At 74.5% G+C, this 25,452-nt stretch carries 17 protein-coding genes; 13 read left to right on the forward strand and 4 right to left on the reverse strand.

The window, feature by feature from the left end; genetic code table 11:
• Positions 1-246 precede the first annotated feature (246 nt).
• Together K7G61_RS09415 and moeZ are read left to right on the forward strand one after the other, a co-directional pair.
• On the forward strand, positions 247-939 hold the full coding sequence (locus K7G61_RS09415; protein ID WP_225846249.1) for a spherulation-specific family 4 protein: 693 nt from the start codon (positions 247-249) through the stop codon (positions 937-939).
• Between the two features lie 144 nt (positions 940-1,083).
• Positions 1,084-2,262, forward strand: a complete 1,179-nt coding sequence (moeZ, locus tag K7G61_RS09420) for an adenylyltransferase/sulfurtransferase MoeZ (RefSeq protein WP_225846350.1) — start codon at positions 1,084-1,086, stop codon at positions 2,260-2,262.
• A gap of 80 nt (positions 2,263-2,342) precedes the next feature.
• Here moeZ and K7G61_RS09425 read toward each other — a convergent pair whose 3' ends face one another.
• The gene (locus tag K7G61_RS09425; protein WP_225846250.1) at positions 2,343-4,943 is read right to left on the reverse strand and encodes a glycosyl hydrolase; all 2,601 of its coding nucleotides are present in this window, start codon (positions 4,941-4,943) and stop codon (positions 2,343-2,345) included.
• 395 nt (positions 4,944-5,338) lie between these two features.
• On the reverse strand, positions 5,339-8,356 hold the full coding sequence (locus K7G61_RS09430) for a flippase-like domain-containing protein (RefSeq protein WP_374204095.1): 3,018 nt from the start codon (positions 8,354-8,356) through the stop codon (positions 5,339-5,341).
• An 80-nt stretch (positions 8,357-8,436) separates the two neighbouring features.
• On the opposite strand from K7G61_RS09430, the gene K7G61_RS09435 reads away from it, so the two are divergent.
• The 6 genes from K7G61_RS09435 to nudC all read left to right on the forward strand — a co-directional run bounded on the left by K7G61_RS09435 (position 8,437) and on the right by nudC (position 19,385).
• Positions 8,437-8,835 carry an MGMT family protein gene (locus K7G61_RS09435; RefSeq protein WP_308190614.1) on the forward strand — a complete coding sequence of 133 codons (399 nt, stop codon included), beginning with the start codon at positions 8,437-8,439 and terminating at the stop codon, positions 8,833-8,835.
• 184 nt (positions 8,836-9,019) lie between these two features.
• A complete protein-coding gene (locus tag K7G61_RS09440; RefSeq protein WP_225846352.1) occupies positions 9,020-12,340 on the forward strand; it encodes an ATP-dependent DNA helicase in 3,321 nt (1,106 codons plus the stop codon).
• 213 nt (positions 12,341-12,553) lie between these two features.
• On the forward strand, positions 12,554-13,312 hold the full coding sequence (locus K7G61_RS09445; protein ID WP_225846252.1) for a hypothetical protein: 759 nt from the start codon (positions 12,554-12,556) through the stop codon (positions 13,310-13,312).
• 105 nt (positions 13,313-13,417) lie between these two features.
• Positions 13,418-16,750, forward strand: coding sequence for an ATP-dependent DNA helicase (locus K7G61_RS09450; RefSeq protein ID WP_225846253.1), 3,333 nt, complete (start codon positions 13,418-13,420; stop codon positions 16,748-16,750).
• Positions 16,751-16,858: 108 nt separating this feature from the next.
• Positions 16,859-18,283: a M20/M25/M40 family metallo-hydrolase gene (locus tag K7G61_RS09455; protein WP_225846254.1), complete on the forward strand. Its 1,425-nt coding sequence runs from the start codon at positions 16,859-16,861 to the stop codon at positions 18,281-18,283.
• Between the two features lie 151 nt (positions 18,284-18,434).
• On the forward strand, positions 18,435-19,385 hold the full coding sequence (nudC, locus tag K7G61_RS09460; RefSeq protein ID WP_225846255.1) for an NAD(+) diphosphatase: 951 nt from the start codon (positions 18,435-18,437) through the stop codon (positions 19,383-19,385).
• 40 nt (positions 19,386-19,425) lie between these two features.
• On the opposite strand, the gene K7G61_RS09465 is transcribed toward nudC, so the two are convergent.
• Positions 19,426-19,668, reverse strand: coding sequence for a mycoredoxin (locus K7G61_RS09465; RefSeq protein WP_225846256.1), 243 nt, complete (start codon positions 19,666-19,668; stop codon positions 19,426-19,428).
• A gap of 273 nt (positions 19,669-19,941) precedes the next feature.
• Between K7G61_RS09465 and K7G61_RS09470 the strand changes: the two genes are divergently transcribed.
• From K7G61_RS09470 to K7G61_RS09490, 5 genes are all read left to right on the forward strand, one after another.
• Positions 19,942-22,362, forward strand: a complete 2,421-nt coding sequence (locus K7G61_RS09470; RefSeq protein WP_225846257.1) for an ATP-dependent DNA helicase UvrD2 — start codon at positions 19,942-19,944, stop codon at positions 22,360-22,362.
• Positions 22,363-22,499: 137 nt separating this feature from the next.
• Complete coding sequence (locus tag K7G61_RS09475; protein WP_225846258.1) at positions 22,500-22,835, forward strand: hypothetical protein; 336 nt, start codon at positions 22,500-22,502, stop codon at positions 22,833-22,835.
• Between the two features lie 143 nt (positions 22,836-22,978).
• On the forward strand, positions 22,979-23,350 hold the full coding sequence (locus K7G61_RS09480; RefSeq protein WP_374204096.1) for a WhiB family transcriptional regulator: 372 nt from the start codon (positions 22,979-22,981) through the stop codon (positions 23,348-23,350).
• Positions 23,347-23,667, forward strand: a complete 321-nt coding sequence (locus K7G61_RS09485) for a hypothetical protein (RefSeq protein WP_225846259.1) — start codon at positions 23,347-23,349, stop codon at positions 23,665-23,667. Before K7G61_RS09480 ends, K7G61_RS09485 begins: the two co-directional genes overlap by 4 nt.
• A 133-nt stretch (positions 23,668-23,800) precedes the next feature.
• A complete protein-coding gene (locus tag K7G61_RS09490) occupies positions 23,801-24,016 on the forward strand; it encodes a hypothetical protein (protein WP_225846260.1) in 216 nt (71 codons plus the stop codon).
• An 82-nt stretch (positions 24,017-24,098) separates the two neighbouring features.
• On the opposite strand, the gene K7G61_RS09495 is transcribed toward K7G61_RS09490, so the two are convergent.
• Positions 24,099-25,448: an AarF/ABC1/UbiB kinase family protein gene (locus tag K7G61_RS09495; RefSeq protein ID WP_225846261.1), complete on the reverse strand. Its 1,350-nt coding sequence runs from the start codon at positions 25,446-25,448 to the stop codon at positions 24,099-24,101.
• Between the last annotated feature and the right edge of the window lie 4 nt (positions 25,449-25,452).

Genomic DNA, 25,452 nt, shown 5'->3' on the forward strand with positions numbered 1-25,452 from the left:
CCGCACCGCCGCGGGCCCGGACCGGCCGCTCTCCCCGGCGGCCGCGCGGCCCGTCCCGCCCCGGCGGCCGGCGGCCCTCGCCCCGCCGGGACCGACCCCCGTACCGAAGCGCGCCGCGAGCCCCGCGGGGAACCGCGCAGGCGGACGGGCGCCGAGGCCCGCGGCGTACGGGGGCCGGGAGCCGGTACGGACCCGCGGCCGCGGTCACGCGGCGGCCCGCCGCCAGGACCCCGTACCGGTATCGGCGTGCCCGCCTTCGCGCACCCGCTCGTCGCGCCCGCCGAGTGGGCCGAACTCGCCCGCCCCGGCCCCCCGCTGGACTGGACCGTCCTCGACGTGGCCCGCGGCCCGGGCGGCCGTCCCGACCCGCTGTACGGCGAGGCACTGGCCCGCGTCCGTGAGAACGCCGTCCCAGTCCTCGGACTGCTGGACGCCGCCGACGGTGCCCGCCCCTTCGCCGATCTGGTGACGGACGCCTCACGCCACCTGGACTGGTACCGGGTGGACGGCTTCTACCTGCACCGCGCCCCCACCGGGCCGGAGCACGCGGCCGCGTGCGGGCGCCTGGTGCTGACGCTGCGGGCGCTGCTGGACGGCCGCGGTCCGGTCGTGCTCGCGCCCGGCACCCACCCCGACCCGCGGTACGCCGGGATCGGCGACCAGCTCGTCACCTTCGCCGGTCCGTGGACGGCCTACCGCTGGTCGGAGGCGCCCCAGTGGACGGCGGGGCATCCGCCGTCCCGCTTCGCGCACTTGGTGCACGGCGTACCCGCCCCGCACCTGGACACCGCCCTGCGGATCGCCCGCTGGCAGGGCGCGGGCACCGTCTTCCTCACCGACCGGGACGACCGCGACGGCGCCGACCCCTGGGCGGGCCTGCCCCGCTACTGGCGCGAAATGGTGCGAAAGGTGCTTATGGAACCGCCGCCCAGCATGTGACCCAAAAGTGTCTCGTTCCTCGGAACGGAAGTCTTGGAATGAAGACGCGCATGGCAGTGTTGACGAAACAGCGTGTGCGGGGCGTACCGCGCGTACTGCTGCACGTACCGTCTGATGGCCACCAACCGTATTGCTGAGGTCCCCGTGTCGCTGCCACCCCTGGTCGAGCCGGCCGCCGAGCTCACCGTCGACGAGGTCCGCAGGTATTCGCGCCACCTGATCATCCCCGATGTCGGGATGGACGGGCAGAAGCGGCTGAAGAACGCCAAGGTGCTGTGCGTCGGCGCCGGCGGCCTCGGCTCCCCGGCCCTGATGTACCTGGCCGCGGCGGGCGTCGGCACGCTCGGCATCGTCGAGTTCGACGAGGTCGACGAGTCGAACCTGCAGCGCCAGATCATCCACAGCCAGGAGGACATCGGCCGCTCCAAGGCCGAGTCCGCCCGGGACACCGTCAAGGGCATCAACCCCTACGTGAACGTGATCCTCCACGAGGAGCGGCTCGAAGCCGACAACGTGATGGAGATCTTCGCGCAGTACGACCTGATCGTGGACGGCACCGACAACTTCGCCACCCGCTACCTGGTCAACGACGCCTGCGTGCTGCTCAACAAGCCCTACATCTGGGGCTCGATCTACCGCTTCGACGGTCAGGCCTCGGTCTTCTGGTCGGAGTACGGCCCCTGCTACCGCTGCCTGTACCCCGAGCCCCCGCCGCCGGGCATGGTCCCGTCCTGCGCCGAGGGCGGCGTCCTCGGCGTGCTGTGCGGGTCCATCGGCGCCACCCAGGTCACCGAGGCGATCAAGGTCCTCACCGGCGTCGGTGAGCCGCTGGTCGGCCGCCTGATGATCTACGACGCCCTGGAGCAGACCACCCGCACGGTCAAGGTCCGCAAGGACCCCGACTGCGCGGTGTGCGGCGCGAACCCCACGGTCACCGAGCTGATCGACTACGAGGCGTTCTGCGGCGTGGTCTCCGAGGAGGCCCAGGAGGCGGCGGCCGGCTCCACGATCACTCCCAAGCAGCTCAAGGAATGGATCGACGACGGCGAGAACATCGAGATCATCGACGTCCGCGAGCCGAACGAGTACGAGATCGTCAGCATCCCCGGCGCCAAGCTGATCCCGAAGAACGAGTTCCTGATGGGCGGCGCCCTGGAGCACATGCCGCAGGACAAGCGGATCGTGCTGCACTGCAAGACCGGCGTGCGCAGCGCAGAGGTGCTGGCGGTGCTGAAGTCCGCGGGCTTCTCCGACGCCGTCCACGTCGGCGGCGGCGTCATCGGCTGGGTCAACACGATCGAGCCGCACAAGCCGGTGTACTGATCCGCGACAATCCGCAGCAGTAAGGGGCGGCACCCATGGGTGCCGCCCCTTACGCGTACCGTCCGTCGCTGTCGCGGCGGTTACCTCAGGCGGATCGAGTAGATGCCGCGGCCGTGCGTGGCGGCGTACACCTGTCCGTCGGGGCCGAGCTTGAGCTGGAGGACGGCGACGGCCGGGAGCCGGCCGACCCGCTCCCAGGCGGTGTGGTGCGCCGGCCGGTAGACCACGCCGAGGTCGGTGGCCAGGGCGAGGCCGCCGCCGGGCAGCACGAGCAGCGAGTCGGTGGGCACGTCCGGCAGGTTCGCCGAGATGTCCTTCCAGGTGGCGCCGGCGTCGGTGGACTCGAAGACGTGGCCGAAGCCCGCGCCCGGTCCCTCGGTCCAGTGCCGTGAGAAGCCGTTGACCGCCAGGTAGACGTGCGAGGAGTTCGCCGGGTCGACGGCGAGTCCGGCCAGGTAGCGGTTGGGCACGGTGCCCTGCGCGCCGGTGGCCGGCAGGTCGAGCTGGTGCCAGCCGGTGCCGTCCTCGTTGCCGACCGCGATGCCGCGGGTGAAGCCCTGGTTGTTGCAGGGCCCGCACCAGGCCGCGTACACCTTGCCGCCCTGAGCGGCCACCGCGGTGGCGGTGTGGCCCTGACCGAGGTCGAAGGCGTCGGTCCACTCCTTGGAGTCGCGGATGGCGTAGCCGTGGGTCTGCACCCACACGTGGCGGCCGCCCGCGATCCAGACGCCGCCGTTGTCGGTGTCAGCGGTCAGCGGGGCGATGAAGCGGGCCTCGTTGGTGGCGTTGTCCGGCGGGGCGACGCTGTAGGAGGTGACCTTGGTCGGGTCGTTCACCCAGGCGCCGTCGTTGACCGCGCAGTTCTGGGTGACGTTGACCGCCAGGTACACGTACTCCTGGGCGATGTTGCAGCCGTTGGCGGGGTCGGTCAGCGTGTCGCCGCCGTCACCGCCGAAGTTGGAGCCCATCACCTTGTCGCCGGGGCGCAGGATGGACTGGCCGTTGTCCTGCAGGCCGCCGTTGACCGCCAGGCCGTGGCCGGACGGGTCCCGGCCGACGCCCACCGAGTAGTACTCCAGGGTGTCGATGGTGCCGTCGTTGGTCGACACCCAGTCGGTGCCGTGGCCGTCCGCGTCCTGACTGCCGTTCAGCGGGCGCTTGTAGACGCCGCCGTCGTCGCCGACGTACACGTACGGCTTGCCGTGGTAGCTGCCGACCGCGACCGCGTGCTGGTCGGCGTGCACGGTCTGGTGGCAGTCACCGGTCTGCTTGCTCGGGTCGATGCTCCAGCAGGGGAACCCGAAGTTCCAGTACGGGCCCACGGCCGACCAGGTCGAGCCGGTGTCCTTGGTCTCGAAGACCTCTTCGAGGCCCGCGTACACGTGGTCCGCGTTCGCCGGGTCCACCTGGAGGAACTCGTTGTACCAGGCCTGCACGCCCGGCTCGTAGCCCGCCGAGGTCAGCGCGGTGCCGGACTTCAGCAGCGCGTCCTTGTCGGCGATCTTGTCCCACGAACCGAAGGGGTCGCCGTCGCGCGAGACGTATATGCCGTCGAGGTTGGAGTCCGGGTCGGTGGCCAGCAGCTCCGGCGACTGGACGATGGCGTAGTAGCGCGAGCCGTCCTTGGCGCGGGCGAACGTCACGTTGCCGACCGTGTCGGCGTCCGTGGGCAGCGCGCCCAGCGAGGTGACGCGGGTCCAGGCGCCGTTCACCTTGCGGTAGAAGCCGTTGTAGTCGTCGCCGCTGCGCCAGCCGACCGCGAGCATGACGTCCGACGGGTTCTTCGGGTCGATCGCCACGTCGTTCGCGATGTTCTTGTACGGCGCCGAGGGGTCGTCGGCCAGCGCGCCGCCGGGCAGGTACGCGGGGTTGGGCGCGTACTCCAGCTTCCACGGGCCGCGCAGGTCGGTCGAGGAGTGGCTCCACACGCCGTGCGTGGTGGACGCCCAGACCTTGCCGCCGCCGAACCGCAGGGTGTGGATCGACGTCGAGTCCAGCTCCGCGCCGCCGACCCGGTCGTACTTGGTGAACACGCCCGAGTGCGGGTGCGCCAGGACGTAGACACCACTGCCGAGATAGGCGTCCGCGTTGGTGGTCGCCTCGCCCGTGCCCAGCCACAGCCGGCCGCGGCCGTCCAGTGCGAGGGCGCCGGTGGCCTGCGAGGGGAGCCGGTCGCTGATGGGCTGCCAGTGGCCGCCGCCGCGCGACGAACGCCACACGCCGCCGCCCGCGCTGCCCTCGTACACATAGCCGTCGTCGTCGGCGGCCAGGGCCGAGGTGCGCCCGGTGACCAGGCCCGCCCCGCCCGAGGAGTTGGAGTCGTAGTCGCGGTAGCGCGGGTCGTCGGAGTTGTACGGCAGCCCGGTCACGTGCTTCCACTGGCCGCTCGTGGCCGGCAGGGCGTTCAGCGCGTCCCAGGCGGCCGAGAAGGCACCCGGGGCGATCGTGCCGGGGGAGGTGCGGGCCTCCGCGAACTGGTCGGCGCCCTCGGCGATCTCGTCCGACTCCTCACCGCCGTCGCCGTCCCCGCCGCTGTCCGAGGCGGTGGCCATCGCGGTGAACGACCGCGGATGGGTCGCGTGGCGGCCGGGTGCGGCTCCCGCGGGCAGCGCTGTCAGCGCGGCCAGCGCGGTGACGGCTGAGATCGTCAGCCAGCGTCTTTTGCGGGTTGGTGCGTTCAATGGTCCTCCCCGGACATGCGTTCGCCGTATTCGGCGTTAGAGCTCCGAACAGAATGGCCGCCCTGCTCGCGACGCCTGGCACCGCACCTCGCTGTGTTGCCGGTTCGTCCGAGTACGCCCAGTACGAGGACGAACCGGCGCCTTGCGATGCGCCCCCTGCCTGCGGCGGGAGGTACCCCCGGCACCAGACGCCGCGAGCTGACCGGACGCCCATTCTGTTCGGAGCTCTCAGAGCGAACCCGATCAAGGGGTGCGGATGCAAGGGGTACGCGCCCGTGCGTCATGGCGGGACACCGCCAAGACGCACGGGCGCGTTGCCCCGTGGGACCGGCTGGGCCGGGTCGAACGGGTCGAACGGGTCGAACGGTTGGAGGCTCCGGGCGGACCCGCGCGGGCTACAGGGCGCCCTTGCGGGTGAGGTGGGTGAAGAACAGCCAGCCGGGCAGGACCGGGAGCCAGAACGTGAGCAGGCGGAAGAAGAGCACCGCCGGGGTCGCGACCTCCTTGGGCAGGCCCGCGGCGATCAGCCCACCGGTCAGGGCGAGTTCGACCGCGCCGACACCGCCGGGGGTGGGCGCCGCCGAGCCGAGGGCGTTGCCGGCGAGGAAGACCACGGCGACGGCCGCGTAGCTCAGGTGGCCGCCGAAGGCGCGGACGCAGCCGTCGAGGCAGATCACGAAGGTGACCGTCAGCATCAAGGTGCCGCCGATACCGGTCACCAGCTTCGCCGGCCGCTGCAGCACGTCCAGCATGCGCGGCACCACGCCCGCGAACAGCGCCCGCAGCCGGGTCGAGACGAACTTGCGCAGGGCCGGCACGGCGGTGACCACCAGCACCAGCACACCCACCGTCAAGAGCCCGGCCATCACGGTGCGGGACGGCGACAGCGACGGCGTCTTCTCGGTCCCGGTGATGTAGCCGAAGGTCATCAGCAGCGTCACGTGCGCGCCCAGACCCACCAGTTGGGAGGCGCCGACGCTGGCCACCGCGAGGCCCGGGCGCACCCCCGCCTTCTGCAGGTAGCGGGTGTTGAGCGCGACCCCGCCGACCGCCGCGGGGGCCACCAGCTTCACGAACGACCCGGCGACCTGCGCCTGCACGGTCCGCCGCAGCGAGAGGCGCTCGGGTACGAAGCCGGACAGCGCGCACGCGGCCGCCACGTAACTGGCCGCCGAGCCGAGCACCGCGACCACCGCCCACCGCCAGTCGGCGTTCGCGATCGCGTGGCCGATGGGCACCGAGCTGAGCTGGGACAGCAGGAAGTACGCGGCGAAGGCGCCGGCGATGACGGTGACCAGGGTGCGCATCCTGATCCGCTCCAGCCGCACCGGCTCCACCGGCGCCTGCGGGCGGACCAGCAGCACCTGCTGCCGGATGCGGGCCAGCAGGTCGTCCTCGCGCGCCTCCTCCAGGGCGTCCTCTATGGCCCGCTTCTCGGCCTTGCCCTCGGCCTTGCGCTCGGCCTTGGACATGCCGGGCGGGCCGGCCTTGGCGGAGACCCTGCGGGCGGAACCGTCCTCGGCCGCGACGGACGCGGCGCCGGCGGCCGTCTCCCCGGCGGGAACGCCCGACGCGGCGCCGTCCGCCGCGTCCTGGCCGGCGGACTGCGCGTGCAGCCGCGCCTCCTCGGCGCGCTTGCGCTCCCTGGCCTCCTTCTCGGCGTCGGACGCGGCCAGCACCGCCTCCCGTTCGCGCTGCGCCCTGGCCCGGGCGAGCTGCTTGAGCCGCCCCCGGGTCGCCCGGCTGAGTGCCATCGGCTGCAGCAGCGGCAGCGCGTCGGCGACCGCGTCGGGACCCAGCACCGCCACCGCCGCGGCCACCGACCGCTCAGGACCGACCCGCAGCGCGAGTGTCGTCAGCAGCTGCGCCACGTCCATGCGCAGCACGATGTCGCCGGCCGCGATCTCGCCGCCGCGCAGATCGGTCAGGAAGACCCGGCCGCCGCGGTCCACCAGCAGCGACTGGGCCACCAGGCGCCGGTGCGCGATCCGCCGCGACTGCAGCGCGCGCACCTGCGTCCACGCCTGGCGCATGAGTTCGTCGGTGATCTCCTCGTCGGCCAGCGCGTCCAGCCGGCGCCCGCCGATGTGCTCGTAGACCAGCATCACCGCGTCCGGGCCCAGCTCGGAGGTCGCGATCAGCTTCGGCGCGTTGGCGCCGGCGGCGATGGCCGCGTACGCCAGCAGCGCCTCCTGCTCCAGCGCCTGGCGCAGCGAGAGCAGGCTGCGCCGCTGGGTGATCCCGCCGACCATCGCCAGCCGCCGCCAGGCGCGGTAGAAGAACCCCTGGGCCTGCTGCTCGCGGTCCACCACCGTGACGTCGAGCGGCGGACCGTCCTCCAGTGTGACCAGGTACGCCCGGCCGCGGTCGAAGTCGGCGCCGCCCGGCGCCTCCTCCTCCACCCGGCGGGCGGTCATCGGCGCGAAGCCCACCCGGCGCAGGCCCGTGAGGAGCTGCCGGCCGGTCGGCCGCACGTTGGGCGAGCCGACCGCGTACACCGTCCCGTACGCCACCGTCCAGCCGATCAGCACCGTCAGCGCGATCGAGAACGGCGTGGTGTAGCCCCCGACGAGCACCGCGAAGCCGTCCAGCAGCAGGACGAACCACAGGGCGACCCGCCAGCGCGGGCGGTGGGCCATGCCGACGGCCGTGACGTAGGCGATGACCGGGGCCAGGTAGCCGTGGACCGGGTCCGTCATGCCCCTGCCGGAGGGCACGTGGTGGCTGAGCGCGTCGCGCAGCGGGGCGGGCGCGGAGTCGCTCACCCACAGGTCGGTGGCCAGGGCGGTGCCGTGCGCGAGTACGGCCGCCAGCACGCCGTCGGCGATGCGCAGCCCGTCCCGCTTGGCCAGCCGCTCCACGGCGAACGCGACGGGCACGATGAGCACGGCGATGCTCGCGGTCAGCCCGGCGAAGTCGGCCAGGGTGTTGGGCGCGTGGTTGGCGCCCTTGGTGATGTCCGTCTCCAGGCCGGTGGTCGTCGCGTGCGCGAAGCCGGCCACCGCCAGCACGACCCCGATGCCCAGCAGGCCGAGCAGGAAGCGCACCAGGTCGGCGGGGCGGTGCGCGCGGGCGGCCAGCAGCGGTTCGTCGACCGCGACGGCCGGGCGCGCCGCGGCCGGGTCGGGCTCCGCCCCGTCGCCGCCCGAGCCGGGGCCGGGACGCGCCCCGGAGCCCGAGCCGCCCCCCGATCCCGGACGGGAGCCGCTTCCGGAATTCCCGCCGGGACCCGGCCCGTCCCCCGGTCCGGGGTCGGGGTGCTGGTGCGGGCCCTCGCGGCGGTCAGGCCCGGCCACGGCGTCCGCCCGGTGGCCGGCCGCGGTGCGCGCGGGCAGCGCTTCGGGGGCGCCGGCGGCCGCCTCGGCCTCCGCAGCGCCCGTCCCGTCGCCTGTCGTCTCTTGATCGCGTATCACCAGTCACCGCCCGCACGATGGTGGCACGAGCGGTCCGCGGCCGGGGTCGGAACCCCCCGTTGTCGGCGGTCTGCGGCAGGATGGGCCGGATGAGCGAGGAGAGCGGCGGGAGCGGGCGGTACGGCCCTGGCGCGCCGGACGAGTACACCGAGCGGGTGCTGGACACGGTCGACCTCATCCCGCCGGGGCGGGTCATGACGTACGGCGACGTCGCCGAGTGGTTGGGCGAGGGAGGCCCGCGCCAGGTCGGCCGGGTGCTGTCGCGGTACGGGGGCGGTGTGGCGTGGTGGCGGGTGGTCCGCGCGGACGGCGTGCTGCTGCCCGGCCACGAGCCGCGCGCACTGGCCGCGTACCGTGCCGAGGGCACCCCGCTGCGGCAGGCGGGACCGGCCGCGGAGGGCCACGTCCCGCGCCTGGACATGCGCAGGGCCAGGTGGGACGGGAACACCGCGGGAGGTGACGGCGACAGCGCCGGCTGACGGCCGGTAGGTCATGTCATCCAGCTTCCGCCATGCGCGGGCCCGCCATGCCGACGGCAGCCCGTACGGAGTAAAACGCCCGACTCCTGAGAAACCGGCCGATCACGTGATTCCTTCCCCTTCCCCTACGGCTTTCCCGGCGGCGGACGCCACCACCGGCACACCGGGCGGCCCCGGGTACCGCCTGGTGCGGACACCGGTCGAGCCCGCCCCGCCCCCTGTGCTGGACGCGGCACAGCGCGCGGTGGTTGAGCACCGGGAGGGACCGCTGCTCGTGCTGGCCGGGCCGGGCACGGGAAAGACGACCACCCTGGTCGAGGCGGTGCTGGCCCGGCTGGCGGCCGGCACCCCGGCCGAGCGGGTCCTCGTGCTGACCTACGGCCGCCGGGCCGCGCTCGCCCTGCGCGACCGGATGGCCGCGCGTACCGGCGGCGCCCTCCTCGTACCGCGGGCCACCACCTTCCACTCCTTCGCGTACGGGCTGCTACGCGCCGGGCAGCCGGCCGAGCGGTACGCCGAGCCCGTGCGGCTGCTGTCCGGGCCCGAGCAGGACCTGATGGTGCGCGAGCTGCTGGACGGGCAGCGGACGGCGGCCCGCGACGGGCGCGCGCACGCGCGCTGGCCGGACGACCTGCGCGCCGCGCTCACCACCAGGGGGTTCGCCGACGAGGTGCGCTCGGTGCTCGCCCGCACCAGGGAGCTGGGCCTGGGCCCGGCGGCCCTGCGGAACTTCGCCGCCCGCGCCGGGCGGCCGGACTGGACGGCCGCCGCGGACTTCCTCGGCGAGTACCTGGACGTCGCCGACCTGCGGGGCGTCATCGACTACGCGGAGCTGATCCAGCGGGCGGTCCGGCCGGCCGAGGAGGCGGCGGCGCGCTACGACGCGGTGTACGTCGACGAGTACCAGGACGCCGACCCCGGCCAGGCCCGGCTGCTGCGGGCCCTGGCGGGCGGCGGCCGCGCCCTCACCGTCTTCGGCGACCCCGACCAGGCGATCTACGCCTTCCGGGGCGCGGACGTCAACGGCATCCTCGACTTCCCCGACCGGTTCCGCCGCCTCGACGGCGCCCCCGCCCCGGTCCGGGTCCTCGGTGCCTCCCGCCGCGCGGGCGCCGGGCTCCTCGCCGTGTCCCAGCGGCTCACCGCGCGGATGCCGCTGCCGCGCCTGCCGGCCGCCGCGGTCCGCGCCCACCGCGCCCCGGCCCCCGTACGCGGCGGGGGGACGGTCGCCGTCCGCACCTGCGCGACCCCGGGCACCGAGGTCGACACGGTCGCCGACACCTTGCGCCGCGCCCACCTGGAGGAGGGGTTCGCCTGGTCCGAGATGGCCGTCCTGGTCCGGGCGAACGCCGCCCTCGCGCCGCTGCGCCGCGCCCTGACAGCCGCCGGCGTCCCCGTGGAACTCCCGCCGGGCGACGTCCCGCTGCACGCCGAGCCCGCGGTGGCCCCGCTGCTGCTCGCGCTGCGGCTGACGGCGGAATCGCTGCTGGAACGGGCACCCGAGGACGGCCCCGGTGACGGCCGGGGCGACGGCCTCGAAGACCGCCTCGGGGACGATCCCGGGGACGTAACGGGCGCCGGTGCGGAGGCCGGCGAAGGGCCGGCCTCGCGCGCACCCTCCTCCCCACCGTCCTTCACCGTGGCCGTCGACGACGCCCTCACGCTGCTCGGGTCGCCGCTCGGCGGCATGGACGCCACGGACCTCAGGCGGCTGGGGCGGGCGCTGCGGGAGGAGGAGCGGGCCGCCGGACACGCCGTACCGCGCCCGTCCGACGTCCTGATCGCCGAGGCCCTCGCCGAACCCGAGCGGCTGGCCACGCACGACCCCTCGTACGCCCGCGGGGCGCAGCGGCTCGGGCGGCTGCTGCGGGCGGCGCGGCGGACCCTCGCCGAGGGCGGTACCGCCGAGGACGCCCTGTGGACGCTCTGGTCCGGCTCGCCGTGGTCCGCCCGGCTGGAACGCGCCGCCGCCCGCGGGGGAGCGGCCGGCCGCGGCGCCGACCGCGACCTGGACGCGGTGTGCGCGCTGTTCGAGACCGCGGCACGCGCCGAGGAGCGCACCGGGGGCCGCGGCGCCCTCAACCTCATCGAGGAGCTGTACGGCTTCGACATCGCCGCCGACCTGCCCGGCGGCCGGGCCGCCGTCCGGCCGGACGCCGTCCGGCTGACGACCGCCCACCGCGCCAAGGGACTGGAGTGGCGGCTGGTGGTCGTGGCCGGCGTAAAGGAGGGGGTGTGGCCCGACCTGCGCCGCCGCGGCTCCCTGCTGGAGGCCGACCGGATCGGCCGGGACGGGCTGGCCCCGCCGCTGACCCCCGCCGCCCTGCTCGCCGAGGAGCGCAGGCTGTTCTACGTGGCGGTGACCCGCGCCCGCGAGCGCCTGCTGGTCACCGCCGTGAAGTCCGCCGCCGACGACGGCGACCAGCCCTCGCGCTTCCTCGCCGAGCTCGGCGTCGCGCCGCAGGACGTCACCCACCGGCCGCGCCGCCCGCTGGCGGTGTCCGCGCTCGTGGCGGAGCTGCGCGCCACCACCGTCGACCCGGCCGCCTCCCCGGAGCTGCGCGAGGCCGCGGCGCGGCGGCTGGCCCGGCTGGCCGCGCTCACCGACGACGGCCACGCCCTGGTTCCGGCCGCCCACCCCGACCGCTGGTGGGGGCTGTACGAGCCGACCCGCTCCCATGTGCCGCTGCGCGATCGCGACCGCCCGGTGACGCTGTCCGGCAGCGCACTGGACCAGCTCGCCAACACCTGCGCCCTGCAGTGGTTCCTGGGCCGGGAGGTCAAGGCCGAACCGCCGGCCACCGCGGCGCAGGGCTTCGGCAACGTCGTCCACGTACTGGCCGACGAGGTCGCGTCCGGCCGCGCCCCCGCCGACCTGGACGTCCTCATGGAGCGGCTGGACACCGTGTGGGACTCCCTGGCCTTCGACGCCCCCTGGAAGTCCCGGCAGGAGAAGGACAACGCGCGCGCCGCCCTGGAGCGCTTCCTGCGGTGGCACGTCATGGAACGCGGCCGCACCCCCGTCGGCACCGAGCACGACTTCGACGTCACGCTGGCGGCGGGCGAGGTCCAGGTGCGCGTGCGCGGCAGCATGGACCGGGTCGAGACGGACGCCGCGGGTCAGGCGTACGTCGTGGACTTCAAGACCGGCCGCGGCAAGCCGACGTCCGGGGAGGTCGCCCGCCACCCGCAGCTCGCCGTCTACCAGCTCGCGGTCCGCGAGGGCGCCGTCGACCCGCTGTTCGGCGGGCAGCGCCCGCCGGCCGGCGGCGCCGAACTCGTCCACCTGCGCCTGGGCGCGACCCGGCGCGAGGGCGGCGACGCCCTGCCCGCCGTCCAGCGCCAGGAGCCGCTCGGCGGGGAATGGGCCGAGGACCTGCTCGCCGAGGCGGCCGGACGCGTACTGGACGAACGCTTCACCCCCGCCTCCGGCCAGCACTGCGCGCACTGCGCCTTCCGGTCCTCGTGCACGGCGCTGCCCGAGGGGCGGCACGTGGTGGAATGACGTGCCGTGCGACCATCGGAGCCCGCGAAGTGCGGGGATACGCACCGGGGTTGGGCGGCGACAAGGGGGGCGGCCGTGGGGGCCGGCAGGAACATAGCGGCGATACGCGGCATTTCGGGCGTCCGGAGGGTCGTCGGGGAGAGGGCCGTCAGGGGGAGGTCCGCTCTTCGCAAGGCCGCGGTACGCAAGGCCGCGGCGGCGGGGCTCGCCGCCGTGAGCGCCGGGGCCGCGCTGGCCGGCTGCGGGGGCCACGACTCGGCGGCCGACGCGCCCCTGGTCCGCCCGCTGTCCGGCGCGGTGTCGGACGAGGGGCCCTTCGCGAACCTCACCGGCCTTCAGGTCCTGGAACGCGCCAACGCCGCGATGGGGGCGGCGACCGCCCTGACCTTCCGCGAGGACGGCACCAGGGCCGGGCACACCGTGCACGCCCGGTCGGTGATGGCCGACGGCGGCCGGTGCGCGGCCACGATGAGCGACGACACGGGGAAGCAACTGCGCGTCATCGGCACCGGCTCGGCGTACTACCTCAAGGGCAGCTCGCAGTTCTGGAAGGCCTCCGACCTTCCGGGCAGCGCGATCAAGACGCTCGACGGCAAGTGGCTGCGGCTGCCGGCAGCCGCGATCAGGAGCGGCGGAAGCATCGCCTTCATGTGCGACAAGGACCAGTTCGTGAAGAGGATGGGCTCCCAGTCGGACGTCGGCACCATCACCAAACGCCGGCCGACCACCCTCAGCGGCGCCCGCGTGATGCCCCTGCTCCACGTCAAGCCCGAGGTGACCACGACCGTGTACGTGGCGATGAGCGGCCGACCGTACATTCTCGCGATCCAGGGCGTGCGGCAGGGGGCCGCCGGCGGCCGGATCACCGAGACGTTCGGCGGCTTCGACCGGATACCCCGCATCTCCGCGCCGCCCGCCGACCGGACCGTCGGCCCCGGCGCCCTGGGCGGGTCCAAGGACTTCACGGTCTGAGCCCGGGGTCCCGGGCCCGCGGTTCGGGCCCGGGACCCGCGCCCGCGGCCGGACGCAACCTGGCCCCGCCGACGGGTGTCGGCGGGGCCGGATAGCCTCCATGGGGTGCAAACCCGCATCACCCGGCCCGGGCAGCTCGCCGACCTGCTCGGGATCCCGTTCACCCCCGAGCAACTGGCGTGCGCCACCGCGCCGCTCGCGCCGGGCGTGATCGTGGCGGGCGCGGGTTCCGGCAAGACGACGGTGATGGCCGCGCGCGTGGTGTGGCTGGTCGGCACCGGGCAGGTCGAGCCGGACCAGGTGCTCGGGCTGACCTTCACCAACAAGGCGGCCGCCGAACTGGCCGAGCGGGTACGCAAGGCGCTGGCGCAGGCCGGCATCGCGGACCGCTCCGACCCGGCGGGCCCGGCCGGCCCGCCCGACGGCGAGCAGCCGCCCGGGGACCCGCGCATCTCCACGTACCACGCCTTCGCCGGGCAGCTGCTGGCCGACCACGGGATACGGATCGGCCTGGAGCCCACCGCCCGCCTGCTCGCCGACGCCACCCGCTACCAGCTCGCCGCCAAGGTCCTGCGGTCCGCGCCCGGCCCGTACCCGGCCCTGACCAAGGGGCTGCCCACCCTCGTCGGCGACCTCCTCGCGCTGGCCGGGGAACTGGCCGAGCACCTGGTGCCGGCCGAGCGGCTGCGCGCGTACGACACCCGCCTGGACGCCGAACTGGCCGGCCTCGACCCGGCGCGGCGCGGCTACGCCTGGGTCAAGGACGTGCGGGCGGCCGTCGCCGCCCGCCGCGAACTCGCCGACCTCGCCGCGCGCTACCGCGACGAGAAGCGCCGCCGCGACCTGCTCGACTTCGGCGACCAGATCGCCCTGTCGGCCGCCCTCGCCCAGGAGCGCCCGGAGGTCGGCGCGATCCTGCGCGACCAGTACCGGGTGGTGCTGCTGGACGAGTACCAGGACACCTCGGTCGCCCAGCGGCTGCTGCTCGCCGGGCTGTTCGGCGGCGGCACCGGGCACCCCGTGACCGCCGTCGGCGACCCCTGCCAGGCCATCTACGGCTGGCGCGGCGCGTCCGTGGCCAACCTCGACGACTTCCCGCGCCACTTCGCGCACGCCGACGGCCGCCCGGCCGCCCGCTACTCCCTCAGCGAGAACCGCCGCTCCGGCGGACGCCTGCTGGAGCTCGCCAACACCCTGGCCGCGGAGCTGCGCGAGCGCCACGAAGGCGTCGAGGCGCTGCGCCCCGCCCCCGGCGCCGAGCACGACGGACTGGTGCGGGCCGCCCTGCTGCCCACCCAGCGGGCGGAGACCGACTGGCTCGCCGACTCCCTCGCCCACCTGGTCCGCACCGGCACCGAGCCCGGCCGGATCGCCGTGCTGTGCCGCACGGCCGGCAGGTTCGCCGACATCCATGCCGCGCTGGTCGCCCGGGACGTGCCGGTCGAGGTCGTCGGCCTGTCCGGGCTGCTGCACCTGCCCGAGGTGGCCGACCTGGTCGCGACCTGCGAAGTGCTGCACGACCCCACCGCCAACGCCGCCCTGGTCCGGCTGCTCACCGGCCCGCGCTGGCGGATCGGCCCCCGCGACCTGGCCCTGCTCGGCCGCCGCGCCCGCGGCCTGGTCCGCCGCCACCGGCGCGGCGACGCCGACGGCGACGACGGGGACGGCGGTCCGGATCCGCTGGCCGCCGCCGTCGAAGGCGTCGACCCGGCCGAGGTGATCTCCCTGGCCGACGCGCTGGAGACCTTCCTGGACGCCGAACCCGGCGACGACCTGCCGTTCTCGCCCGAGGCGCGGGTCCGCTTCGCCCGCTTCGCGGCCGAGATCCGCGACCTGCGGCGCTCCCTCGCCGACCCGCTGATGGACGTCCTGCACCGGGTGCTCGCCGTCACCGGCCTCGACGTCGAACTGGCCGCGTCCCCGCACGCCCTGGCCGCCCGCCGCCGCGAGACCCTGCGCACCTTCCTCGACACGGCCGCCGGGTTCGCCGCCCTCGACGGCGAGGCGACGCTGCTGGCGTTCCTCGGCTTCCTGCGCACCGCCGCCCAGTACGAGAAGGGCCTGGACAGCTCGCTGCCCGGCGGCGAGAACACCGTCAAGGTGCTCACCGCCCACAAGTCCAAGGGGCTGGAGTGGGACGTGGTGGCCGTACCGGGGCTGGTCGACAAGGGCTTCCCCAGCACCCGCGGGCGCGAGCTGTGGCCGGTCAACGCCAAGGTGCTGCCGCACGGGCTGCGCGGTGACACCGGCACCCTGCCCGACGTGCCCGAATGGACCAGGGCCGGCCTGGACGGCTTCCGCGACGCCATGCGCGAGCACCAGCGGGTGGAGGAACTCCGGCTCGGCTACGTCACCTTCACCCGCCCGCGCTCCCTCCTCCTGGGCTCCGGCTACTGGTGGGGGCCCACCCAGAAATCCCCGTTCGGGCCGTCGGCGTTCCTCGACGCGCTGCGCGAACACTGCGAGGCCGGGCACGGCGAGATCGAGGTCTGGGCCGAACCGCCCGCCGAGGACGCCGTCAACCCCTCCCTGGAGTCCACCGCCGACCACCCCTGGCCGCTGCCCCTCGACCCGGCGGCCCTGCGGCGGCGGCGCGAGGCGGCGGCGAGGGTCCGGGCCTACGTGGACCAGGAGGCGGGCGGCGCCCCCGGCGCCGTCGTACCCGGCGCCGTACCCGCGCCCCGCTCCGTACCTGACGAGGGGCCCGACGGCGGCCCTGACGGCGCCCCTGACGGCGGACCCGGGTTCGCGCCGGAGGAGGCGCGGCTGGTCGCGTCCTGGGACCGGGACCTGGAGGCGCTGGCGGGGGAGTTGCGGCGGGCACGGGCCGCGGGGCGGGACGTGCCGCTGCCCGCGGTGCTCAGCACGAGCCAGTTCGTACGGCTGGTGGCCGATCCCGAGGCGCTGGCCAGGGAGCTGGCGCGCCCGCTGCCGGGCCCGCCCGCGCGCGCGGCCCGGCGCGGCACCCGCTTCCACGCCTGGGTGGAGTCCCGGCTCGACGCCCGCCCGCTGTTCGCCCCCGAGGAACTGCCCGGCATCGAACCCGACGACACGATCGCGGACGAGGCCGACCTGACCGCGCTCAAGGACGCCTTCCTGCGCACGCCGTACGCCGACCGGGCCCCGTACCGCGTCGAGGCCCCCTTCCACCTCGCCCTGGCCGGACGGATCGTGCGCGGCCGGATCGACGCGGTGTACCGGGACGGCGACACGTACGAGATCGTCGACTGGAAGACCGGCCACGACCCCGCCGGCGCCGACCCGCTGCAACTGGCCGTCTACCGCGTGGCCTGGGCGGAGCAGGCGGGCGTGCCGCCGGACCGGGTCACCGCCGCGTTCGTGCACGTGCGCACCGGCACCGTCGTACACCCGCGGCCGCTGCCGGACCGGGCGGAGCTGGAGCGGCTGATGAGGGGGGAGCCGCGGCGGGACGGGTGACCGCCGGGCCGCGCCGGACGCGTGCCCGCCGGCGCTCGCGGAGTGTCGCCGCTCACGCCTGCCGGGTGGCGGCACCCCGCGGGAAACCGCCGGGTTAGGCTGCTCGGCATGGGCACCACCCCGGACGACGACGTCCTCGCGTACATCGCGCAGCACCGTTCCGCGTTCCTTGCCGCGCTCGGCGACTGGCTGCGGATCCCCTCCGTCTCCGCGGACCCGGACCGCGCCCCCGACCTGCTGCGCAGCGCGCAATGGCTGGTGGCCGAGCTGCGGAGGACCGGGTTCCCGGTCGCCGAGGTGTGGCCGACGGCCGGCGCCCCGGCCGTCTACGCGGAGTGGCCCAGCGGCGAGCCCGACGCCCCCACGGTGCTGGTCTACGGGCACCACGACGTGCAGCCCGCGGCGAAGGGCGACGGGTGGGCGACCGAACCGTTCGAGCCCGTCGAGAAGGACGGCCGGCTCTACGGCCGCGGCGCCGCCGACGACAAGGGCCAGGTGCTGCTGCACACCTTGGGGCTGCGCGCCCACCTGGCCGCGACCGGCAGGACCGCTCCCGCCGTGAACCTGAAGCTGCTGGTCGAGGGCGAGGAGGAGTCCGGTTCGCCCCACTTCGCCGACCTCGTGCGCGCGCACGCGGACCGGCTGGCCTGCGACACCGTGATCGTCTCGGACACCGGCATGTGGGACGAGGACACCCCGACCGTCTGCACCGGCATGCGCGGCCTGGTCGACGGCCAGATCGACCTGTACGGGCCGGCGCAGGACATCCACTCCGGCTCGTTCGGCGGCGCGGTACCCAACCCGGCGGTCGAGGCCGCCCGGCTGGCCGCCGCCCTGCACGACGACGACCGCCGGGTCGCCGTCCCCGGTTTCTACGACGGCGTCGTGGAACTCACCGAACGCGAGCGGGTCCTGTTCGCCGAGCTGCCCTTCGACGAGCCGGCCTGGCTGCGCACCGCCAGGTCCACCGCGGCCCTCGGCGAGCGCGGCCACTCCACCCTGGAGCGGGTCTGGGCCCGGCCGACCGCCGAGATCAACGGCATCCACAGCGGCTACGAGGGCCCCGGCGGCAAGACCATCGTGCCGTCCACCGCCACGCTGAAGTTCTCCTTCCGCCTGGTCGCCGGCCAGGAACCCGCCAGGATCCGGCACCTGGTCACCGACTGGGTCGCCGACCGCCTGCCGGCCGGCATCCGCCACGAGATCCGCTTCTGGGGCGGCGGCACCCGGCCCTGCCTGACCCCGCTGGACCACCCGGCGCTGCGGTCGCTGGTACGCGCCATGGGCCGCGCGTTCGGCCAGGAGATCCGCTACACCCGCGAGGGCGGCTCGGGACCGGCCGCGGACCTGCAGGACGTACTCGGCGTTCCCGTCCTGTTCCTGGGAATTTCCGTGCCGTCCGACGGTTGGCACTCGGTGAACGAGAAAGTGGAGCTCGGGCTGCTCTTCAAAGGCGTGCGGACCGCGGCCCACCTGTGGGAGGAGATGGCCGCGGACTGGCGGGCCGAGCCGTGGCCGGCGAAGACGGGGTGAACCGCACGCCGACGATCCGTACGGCGAGCTTCCGCAAGGCGGGCTTCCGTACAACGACCATCCGTACGGCGACCATCCGTACGGCGACCATCCGCACGACGACCATCCGCACGACGACGATCCCTACGACGACGGGGAGCAGGAAACAGTCTTGACCGAACCCGACACGACAGCGAAGCCGCTGGCCCTCACCGTCGAAGGGGTGGACCGGGCCGCGCACCACCGCATGGACGAGGCATGGCTGGCCGCCGCCTGGAGCCACCCGACCACCCGGGTGTTCGTGGTCTCCGGCGGGCAGGTGCTGGTCGAGGACACGCCGGACGGCGGGACCGAACTGGTCATGACGCCGTCGTTCGAGGCGCCCGAGACCGAGACCCACCGCTACTTCCTGGGCATCGACCCGGACGGTGTGCGCTACTTCGCACTGCAGAAGGACTCGCTGCCCGGGCGGATGGACGACGCGGCGAGGCCGGCCGGGCTGCGCGAGGTCGGAGGGCTGCTGTCCCCGCTGGAGGCGGGGCTGATGGTGCACGCCGTGGCGCTGGAGAACTGGCAGCGCATGCACCGTTTCTGCTCGCGCTGCGGCGAGCGGACGGTCATCGCGGCCGCCGGCCACATCCGCCGCTGCCCGGCCTGCGGCGCCGAGCACTACCCGCGCACCGACCCCGCGGTGATCATGCTGGTCACCGACGACAAGGACCGGGCGCTGCTCGGCCGCCAGGTGCACTGGCCGGAGGGCCGCTTCTCCACACTGGCGGGCTTCGTCGAGCCGGGCGAGTCGATCGAGCAGTCGGTACGGCGCGAGGTCCAGGAGGAGGTGGGGGTGACGATCGGCGAGGTCCAGTACATCGCCAGCCAGCCCTGGCCGTTCCCGTCCAGCCTGATGCTGGGCTTCCACGCCCGCGCGACGTCCTCGCGGATCACGGTGGACGGCGAGGAGATCCACGAGGCCCGCTGGTTCTCCCGCGACGACCTGCGCGCCGCCTTCGCCTCCGGCGAGGTCCTCCCGCCCTACGGCATCTCCATCGCGGCCCGCCTCGTCGAACTGTGGTACGGCGAGCCGCTGCCCAGACAGGGCGCGACCCCGCGGCCGGCGCGGTAACCCCGGCCGCGGGGGGCAGGGCCAGCCGGGCGCCGGGCGGTCAGGCGGCGAGCTTCTGCTTGACCTGCTGCACCGACGGGTTGGTCAGCGTCGAGCCGTCGGCGAAGAGTACGGTCGGAACCGTCTGGTTGCCGCCGTTGGCCTGCTCGACGAACTTCGCGGACGCCGGGTCGCGCTCGATGTCGATCTCGGTGTACGCGATGCCCTCCCGGTCCAGCTGGGACTTCAGGCGGCGGCAGTAGCCGCACCAAGTGGTGCTGTACATCGTCACGGAACCCGACATCGGTGTTCGCTCCTCACGGCTCGGTCCCCGCCGACATTAGGGGGGAAGACGGCATCTGGTGAACGCGGGACGCCCGGTCCGCATTCCGGTCTCCGGCCGGTGTGGCGGCGCACACGCGCGATGTGGCGGCGCACACGCGCGGTGTGGCGGCGCGCACGCGTGGTGCCGCGGCGCGCGCGGCCCGCGGCGCGGTGACCCGTGGTGGGGCCGCCGGCCGGGCGGCCTGTGGACAACTTTCCCGGGGTGTCGGCCGGACCTGGCAGAGTGGGCGGGGTGACAGCGACATTCCCTGACTCGCTCTTCCCCGCGGTGCCCGACTCCGCGGACGCGGTGCTCGACGGCCTCGACCCCGAGCAGCGCGCGGTCGCCACGGCCCTGCACGGCCCGGTGTGCGTGCTCGCCGGGGCCGGCACCGGCAAGACCCGCGCGATCACCCACCGGATCGCCTACGGGGTGCGGGCGGGGATACTGCAGCCCGGCAGCGTGCTCGCGGTCACCTTCACCGCGCGGGCGGCCGGGGAGATGCGGGGGCGGCTGCGGCAGCTCGGCGCGGGCGGTGTGCAGGCGCGCACCTTCCACTCGGCGGCGCTGCGGCAGCTCCAGTACTTCTGGCCGCGGGCCGTCGGCGGCGAGATGCCGCGGCTGCTGGAGCGCAAGGTGCAGTTGGTCGCCGAGGCGGGCGCGCGCTGCCGTATCCGGCTGGACCGCAGCGAACTGCGGGACCTGACCGGCGAGATCGAGTGGTGCAAGGTGACCCAGACGGTTCCGGAGGACTACGCGGTGGCGGCCGCCAAGACCGGCCGCGACACGCCGCGCGATCCGGCCGAGGTGGCCCGCGTCTACACCACGTACGAGCAGCTCAAGCGCGACCGCGGGCTGATCGACTTCGAGGACGTGCTGCTGCTGACCGTGGGGGTGCTGCAGGACCGGCCGGACGTCGCCGACACCGTGCGCTCGCAGTACCAGCACTTCGTGGTCGACGAGTACCAGGACGTCAGCCCGCTGCAGCAGCGGCTGCTGGAACTGTGGCTCGGCGGCCGGGACAGCTTGTGCGTGGTCGGGGACGCCTCGCAGACCATCTACTCCTTCACCGGCGCCACCCCCGACTTCCTGCTCGGCTTCCGAGCCAGGCACCCGGGGGCGACCGTGGTCAAGCTGGTCCGGGACTACCGGTCCACCCCGCAGGTCGTCGCGTTGGCCAACGGTCTGCTTGGGCAGGCACGCGGCCAGGCCGCCGCCCACCGCCTCGAACTTGTCTCCCAGCGCGATCCGGGCCCCGACCCCGTCTTCACCGAGTACCCGGACGAGCCGGCGGAGGCCGAGGGCACCGCCCGCCGGATCAGGGACCTGATCGCCTCCGGGGTGCGGCCGAGCGAGATCGCGGTGCTCTACCGCGTCAACGCCCAGTCGGAGGTGTACGAGCAGGCGCTGGCCGACGCCGGGGTCCCTTACCAGTTGCGCGGCGCGGAGCGGTTCTTCGAACGGCCCGAGGTGCGTGAGGCGGGGCTGCTGCTGCGCGGCGCGGCGCGGGCGGGCGGCTCGTCGGACGCGCCGGACGGGGCGGCGCCGACGGTCCCCGAGCAGGTGCGGGCGGTGCTCAGCTCCCGCGGCTGGGCCTCGGAGCCGCCGGCCGGCTCGGGCGCGGTGCGCGACCGCTGGGAGTCGCTGGCGGCGCTGGTGCGGCTGGCGGAGGACTTCGCGGCGGCCCGGCCGGAGGCGACCCTGGGCGATTTCGTCGCCGAGCTGGACGAGCGGGCCAACGCCCAGCACGCCCCGGCCGTGGAGGGCGTCACCCTGGCCTCGCTGCACGCCGCCAAGGGCCTGGAGTGGGACGCGGTGTTCCTGGTCGGCCTGACCGAGGGCACGCTGCCGATCACCTACGCCAAGACCGACGAGCAGGTCGAGGAGGAGCGCCGGCTGCTGTACGTGGGGGTGACCCGCGCCCGGTTCCACCTCGGACTGTCGTGGGCGCTGTCGCGCTCCCCGGGCGGGCGCGGCGGGCGGCGGCCCTCACGCTTCCTGGACGGCCTGCGGCCGGGCTCTGCCGCCCGGGGCACGCGGGGCGGCTCGGCGGGCGGCGGCGCCGTGGAGCGCGGCTCGGGCGGGCGCAGGCGGCGCGGCCCGGTGCTGTGCCGGGTGTGCGGGCGCACCCTGTCCGACCCGGGCGAGATCAAGCTGATGCGGTGCGAGGACTGCCCCTCCGATCTGGACGAGGGGCTCTACGAGCGGCTGCGCGCCTGGCGCAGCGAGCAGGCCAAGGCGCTGGGCCAGCCCGCGTACTGCGTGTTCACCGACAAGACGCTGCTGGCCATCGCGGAGGTCAGGCCCGAGGGCGAGGCGGAGCTGGCCTCCATCGCCGGGGTGGGCGCCCGCAAGCTCGACAGGTTCGGCGCGGACGTGCTCGCGCTGGTCGCCGGGCTGGAACCGGGGGCGGAGGCGGAGACCGAAGCAGAGGCCGAAGGGGAGGCGGAGCCCGAAGCGGAGACCGAGACGGAGGCGGAGGCCGAGGCGGACGCCGAGCGCGGGCGGGAGCCGGTGGCCGAGGGGGAGGGGCCCCAGGGGGAGGGGCCCGAGGGGGACGCGGAAGGGGCCGCCGCGGCCGTTCCGGGAGCGGAACCAAATACTCCGGATTTCACCGCCGAACAGGCCGCTGAGCTGGGCGGAAAATCTTCTGAAGAAGAAGCCGAAAAATAGTTTGCGCCGTCCCGCGAAGTCCCCATAGCCTTCCTGAGCACGGACGGGGACAGCTCTTCCAAAGCACCACCCGGACGTGATGTACTAGGCAAGTCCGGTCCACTGCCCTTACGAGACGCCGAGAGGAGGCGAGCCCTGTGATCAGCCTGCTGAACACCAAACTGACCGATCGTTCGGTGGTCGCCGCCTGCCAGCTCGCCGTCTCCCTGCGTGGCACCGGTCTGTCCACCGCTTCCGTTCCGGCCATGCCGGACCGGGGGCGGACCGAGCGACCGATTCAGGCGCCCGCGGTAGCGGCCGCGGCCATGGCGGGGACCGCCTATGGCTTCGCGGCGGCCAACGGCGCCGGCGCTGGTACCGCCACGATCGCTTTCCCCGCCGGCGGCTTCGCCAATGGCAATGGACAGCAGAAGACGACGCAGCACGGCAAGTGGGCCTTCCGCGGGCTCGAACCCTGGAGTGATCCAGCCTGATACGGCATCAGGTCGGCACCTTCAGGGCCGCGGAATCCCAGACCGGGATCCGCGGCCCTTCTGTTTCTCCAGCAGATGACGCAACCGAAGACCGGACGGACCAACCACTCCGCCGGACCGACCAGACGAGGAACGAACTCACCGTGCACACCGCCCAGCACGCAACGTCCGGATCCCAGCCCGACCTGATCCGCCCGCCCGCCCGTATCGACCAGCCCCCTTCGGAGACCACCTTGCTGCCCCTCACCGAACTCGACGACGAGATCGAGCGACTCGGCGTGGCCGTTCCCTGCCGGACCTACGACCCCGAGGTCTTCTTCGCCGAGTCCCCCGCGGACGTCGAGTACGCCAAGGCCCTGTGCCAGACCTGCCCGGTGCGCGAGGCCTGCCTGGCCGGCGCCAAGGACCGCCGCGAGCCCTGGGGTGTCTGGGGCGGCGAGCTGTTCATCCAGGGGGTCGTCGTACCCCGCAAGCGGCCCCGTGGCCGCCCGCGCAAGAACGCTGTCGTGGCATGAACGTCAAAAGGACCACGGCGCCCGGAACCATCGACCGCCCACTCACGCACGATCCCAAGAATCAGGCCCCGATGACCCCCTCCATCGACGAACTTCCCGCCCGTACCTCCGACGCCCTGGCGTCGCACCAGAACAGGAACCTTGAGATGCAACTCATGCCAGAAGCCCTGGCGCGTGCTCATATGCAACAGCGCCTGGCAGAAGCGGAGAACGAACGAAGGTCGCTCCGCCTGCTCGCCGCCCGGCGGCTGCAGCGGCGCGCCGAGCGGGCCTCGATGCGGGCCCGCCGGGCCCTGGCCATGGCCGTGATGCAGTAATCCCGGTCCGGTCCGCGGCCCTGCCGCCACGGCGGCGACGACCAGCGACAATTCCAGCGGGACCGGCCCACCGGGGCCGGTCCCGCGGTGCGTTGCGGCGCGGAACCCCGGGCGGCGGAGGTATCGTCTCCCGGTGGATCAGAAGACCTTCCAGAGCACGGCCGACCCCACGGCCGATCCCACGGCTCGGACCAGGACCACCTGCGCCCGCTGCGGAACCACCCGGGCCGGCCTGCCGCTGACATGGACCTGTTCCGTGGAGAACGGCCGGCGCGTCTACTTCTGCGACTCCTGCGCCCGCGAGCATCTGCGCAGCATCGAGGGGCGCCTGGACTCCGCCTGGTGGTAGCCGGGCGTCCGGCCACCGGCCACTGGCCACCCGGCGCCCGGCTACCGGCCCCGTTCCTCCGGGCCGGCCGCCCCGCCGCCGGTCACGCGGACTCCGGCGCCCCCGGCACGTCGAAACCGGGCAGCCACTCCAGCAGCTCCTCGCGCAGCCGTACGGTGGCACCGAGCTGGCACAGCACCCCGACTGTGCTCAATGTCACACGGTGGATCAGCAGGTACGCCGGGGGCAGGTTGAGCTGCTTGCCGAGCTGGTGGGCCGGCGAACGCGGGTCCGCGATCCGGGCCGCCTGCGTCCGCATCCACGCCCGGTCGAACGCGAACTCCTCCCGCCCGGCCGGCTCGATGATCGGCCGCAGGTAGTCCAGCACGGCCTCCGCGTCGAGCTGGATCGTCGGCTTGACGAAGCCCTCCTCGCGCAGCATCGCGTAGACCTGCTCGGCCTCGTCGGCCAGCGCCAGCCGCAGCGCGGTGCCGATCGGCAGCGGCAGCCCCTCGGGCAGCCGGTCGACGGTGCCGAAGTCCAGCACGCCCAGCCGCCAGCCCTCCACCGGGCCGTCGTCGACCAGCAGCCGGAAGTTGCCCGGGTGCGGGTCGGCGTGCAGCAGCCCGGTGCGGGCCGGACCGGCGAACAGGAAGTGGGACAGCAGCTGTCCCGCCCGGTCCCGCATCTCCTGACTGCCCCCGGAGATCACCTCCGACAGCGGCACCCCGTCCAGCCACTCGGTGACCAGCACCTGGTCCGCCTGGTGGACGACGTCGGGCACCACCACGTCGGGGTCGCCGGCGAACTCCGCCGCGTGCCTGTGCTGCGCCTTCGCCTCCAGCGAGTAGTCCAGCTCCTCCGCGACCCGCTCCCGCAGCTCCGCCAGGAGCGGCTTGACGTCCATCCCCGGGATGAGCGGCCCGAACAGACGTGCCACCCGTCCGAGTTGGGACAGGTCGGACAGCAGCGCGTCCCCCGCCCCCGGGTACTGGACCTTGACCGCGACCAGCCGCCCGTCGCTCCACACCGCCCGGTGCACCTGCCCGATCGAGGCGGCCGCGGCCGGGGTGTCCTCGAAGCTCGTGAACAGCGACCGCCAGTCGCGGCCCAGCCGCTCGGCCAGCACCCGGTGGACGGTGCGGGCCGGCATCGGCGGGGCGGCCTCCTGGAGCTTGGTCAGCGCCGCCCGGTAGGGGCTCGCGATGTCCTCGGGGAGAGCCGACTCGAAGACCGACAGGGCCTGCCCGAACTTCATGGCGCCGCCCTTGAGCTCGCCCAGCACCTTGAAGAGCTGCTCGGCCGTGCGCTCCTGCAGTTCGACGGCGACCTCGTCGGCGGGCCTGCCGCCCAGGCGCTTGCCGAGCCCCAGCGTGGCCCGCCCGGCGAAGCCCAGCGGCAGCGCGGCGAGCTTGGCGGTGCGGGTCACAGCCTTGCGCGGAAGATCAGACATGCGC

Source organism: Streptomyces sp. HPF1205 (assembly GCF_020400825.1).
GTDB lineage: Bacteria > Actinomycetota > Actinomycetes > Streptomycetales > Streptomycetaceae > Actinacidiphila.

What these genes read in the sequence shown, in the direction of transcription:
- K7G61_RS09435 (WP_308190614.1), top strand. Translation starts at nt 8,437, where the DNA reads ATGGGCCGGATGAGCGAGGAGAGCGGCGGGAGCGGGCGGTACGGCCCT.
- K7G61_RS09455 (WP_225846254.1), top strand. Translation starts at nt 16,859, where the DNA reads ATGGGCACCACCCCGGACGACGACGTCCTCGCGTACATCGCGCAGCAC.
- K7G61_RS09465 (WP_225846256.1), bottom strand. Translation starts at nt 19,668, where the DNA reads ATGTCGGGTTCCGTGACGATGTACAGCACCACTTGGTGCGGCTACTGC.
- K7G61_RS09485 (WP_225846259.1), top strand. Translation starts at nt 23,347, where the DNA reads ATGAACGTCAAAAGGACCACGGCGCCCGGAACCATCGACCGCCCACTC.
- K7G61_RS09495 (WP_225846261.1), bottom strand. Translation starts at nt 25,448, where the DNA reads ATGTCTGATCTTCCGCGCAAGGCTGTGACCCGCACCGCCAAGCTCGCC.